This window comes from uncultured Brachyspira sp. (assembly GCF_944393015.1).
Lineage (GTDB): Bacteria > Spirochaetota > Brachyspiria > Brachyspirales > Brachyspiraceae > Brachyspira.
Genome location: NZ_CALXYQ010000106.1, coordinates 1 through 3,043, shown reverse-complemented (window position 1 = coordinate 3,043; position 3,043 = coordinate 1). Strand labels below are relative to the sequence as shown.

The following is a 3,043-nucleotide window of genomic DNA, read 5'->3' as shown; positions in this document are numbered from 1 at the left end:
ATTTGATTTATATAATATTGATATTAAATATGAACCAAATGAAGAAGTAATAAGAGAATATTGTAATAAAAATGAAAATACAAAAGACAGGTACAATTTATTATTGAACATTATGCAAAAATTCATAAAGTAATATATAGTATAAGAGGTGGTAAAATGTCAAACTCAAAATATTTAGATTCTTTAAGTGAAGAAAAGAAAAATTTATTAAGAGAAAGATTATTTAAACAGCAAGAAGGAAAATGTTTTATTTGCTGTAAAGATATTGATTCTGAATTACATGATACTGATATTGATCATATCATTCCTTTGGTTAACAATGGAAAAGATAGTGAGATAAATTTTGCATTAACTCATTCTCATTGTAATAGGTCAAAATTAGATGCTGATTTAAATGTAGCTCGTGTATTAGCTAAATTGGAAGACATAAAGAAGAATACTCCAAAGAATAAACAAGCAACATTAAATGATGTACTTAAGGCATTTGATGGAGGAAAATATGACTTTAAGTATAAAATAGAAGATAATAAAATTAAATATACATTTAATGAATTTGGCACGGATGTATATGAAGCTCCAATATACACAGATCATTTATCTGGTGAACATACAGCATTTATTGAAGTGCCAATAGAGTATATATTTCATGATGAATTGATCAATCCAAGAGGAATTAATAACAGTATTAGTTTGTTAGTTAAGGAATTCTATAAGAAAAATCCTCAATTACATTTAAGTCTAGCTAGAATAGATAATAATAAGATTAAAATTTTTGATGGACAACATAAAGCTGTTGCTCAAATACTTTTAGGAACAAGAAAAATGACTTTACGATTGTTTATTAATCCTGATGTTGAAAGATTAATTGAAACAAACACTAATGCAGGAAGCAAATTAAAACAAATAGCTTTTGATAAATCTATTATTAGACAATTACATAATACGCTATTAAATGAAAAAATAGAAGAATATCAAAAAGGACATAATATGTCTGCAGATGATTATAGTTTTTCAGAACAAGACTTAGTAGAGTTTTTTAAAGGCGAAAGAGGTAATGTAAAACAATATATAATTAATAGTCAAAAAGATAATATAACAAGAGGATCAAAATTAACGGATTATATTGATTTTGAAGGTAAAGGAAAAGAAAAACCTATATCATATAGTGCTTTTGAAAAGACATTATTATCTTTATTTATTAATTCTAAAACAATATTAAATACACCAATGAATTATAAGGATGATGAAAATCCAAGAGTGCTTGAATCAGAACAATTAAAAAAATTATGCGATATTCTTGCTGAGAATATATATATAGGTAAGTTCGATGTTTCAGTAGGTATCTATCGTATTGAACAACAAATAATAAACAAAAAAGACAAAGATATAACAGATGAACATTTAATTGCTTATAGAGTTAGCAAAGAGGAATTACTTGTTAATTGGCTAAAAATAATTGCTAATATAATTAGATCATATTTCTTAAATACTGGTGTTGATTATGATGATAATAATTTATTCCAACAAAAAATTCCAGATCAGTTATGGAAAAATATCGAAAACTTTGTTAAGAACTTTATATCATTACCAGTTTGGAAAGATAGAAATTTAGCTAGTACTATTTTTTCTGGTAAATCTAATTATGATTATTGGGCTACAATCTTTAAAACTGGAAACACAAGTGAAGGTACACCAGTTCTTTCTAAGCCACTTAACTTTCAAGAAATGCTTAAATAGAGGTATATATAGTATGAATATCTTAAAAAATAATATAGGAGAACAATAATGAAAAGAACTATGGACGAAGTTATAAAATATGTTGAAGAACAAAATGAAGGAAAATGCAAAGTAGTTAGTGCTAAAATTGAAAGTTCATTTGATGATTTAGAATTTGAAGTAAATGTATGGAATGTAAAAACAGATACAGCTGGAAATTGGTGGGTAGTTGAAGGAGAAGAATTGCCAATGAATTTATACTCACAAGATGCTTTATATCTCACAGCTGATGAAGTTTATTCTTTTCATGTAGGATTAATGAGTAGAATGATGAAAGCAAGAGAAGAATATATCTCTGAAGATTATATTGAGGCAGCAACACTAGGCATAGAAATAACGCCAGTACTATTAAGAAAGCTTAGAAATACTGCAGATAAATTAGAAAGTGCAAAGGAAATAGAAGATTTTCAAGCAATTGGTGTTCAATGCAGGGAAATACTAATAGAACTTGGAAATGCAATATATATGCCTGGTATGGAAGGAGATGAAGAACAACCTCAAAAATCAAATTTTAAAAAGAAAGCTGAATTATTTATTAAATTTTATTTAAATGATAGTGAAAATAGTGATTATAGAAGTTATATAAAAAAAATAACAGAAGCAACTTGGGATTATGCTAACAAAATAACACATTCACAAAATACTACAATATATGAAGCATCAACGTGTATTGCATTAATTATTTCATTAATTAGTATATATGAAAATGTTCAACACAAGATTTTTGATCCTATTTCGCAATTTATATGTAAAAATTGTAAAAGTAAAAAAGTTACTATAAGTGGAGATGAGCATGGCGAAGATTCTATAGTAACAAAATTATATATAAAGTGTGAGGAGTGTGGTGAAATTACAGAAGTAACTTTTAAAAATAATGAAGGTTCAAGAACACAATATATAATAGAGGAGTAGTAAAAAGCAAGATTATATATAAATATAATCTTGCTTTGCTATTTATTATTCCAAACAACCAATAACTAACTGAGAACCATCAACAAAACCATTTCTATAATATTTCTCATTCCAATAGCAAAGATAGTCCATAAAGTTTTTATCGAGCCTATCTAATTGTTTCTTAACATATTTTTTATTTTGTTTTGGAACATTTTTTAAAACATTTTCAACTATTTCGTCAAAATTTATATTATGTTTTTTATCTTCGTTAGTTAAATATCCTAATTCAGTTTCCTCTCTATAACTTAACCATTCTCTTAAAATATCATCATTTACTTCTCTAAAATTATTCATAACAATCCTCCAATTTTAT

At 25.9% G+C, this 3,043-nt stretch carries 3 protein-coding genes; 2 read left to right on the top strand and 1 reads right to left on the bottom strand.

Features of this window, described 5'->3' with window-relative positions; translation table 11 throughout:
* Window positions 1-156 precede the first annotated feature (156 nt).
* Window positions 157-1,737, top strand: coding sequence for an HNH endonuclease signature motif containing protein (locus Q0K19_RS15140; protein WP_297249435.1), 1,581 nt, complete (start codon window positions 157-159; stop codon window positions 1,735-1,737).
* A 48-nt stretch (window positions 1,738-1,785) separates the two neighbouring features.
* On the top strand, window positions 1,786-2,688 hold the full coding sequence (locus tag Q0K19_RS15135; protein ID WP_297249433.1) for a hypothetical protein: 903 nt from the start codon (window positions 1,786-1,788) through the stop codon (window positions 2,686-2,688).
* Window positions 2,689-2,733: 45 nt separating this feature from the next.
* Here the strand turns inward: Q0K19_RS15135 and Q0K19_RS15130 are convergent, their stop codons facing one another.
* The gene (locus Q0K19_RS15130; protein ID WP_297249431.1) at window positions 2,734-3,024 is read right to left on the bottom strand and encodes a hypothetical protein; all 291 of its coding nucleotides are present in this window, start codon (window positions 3,022-3,024) and stop codon (window positions 2,734-2,736) included.
* Window positions 3,025-3,043 lie beyond the last annotated feature (19 nt).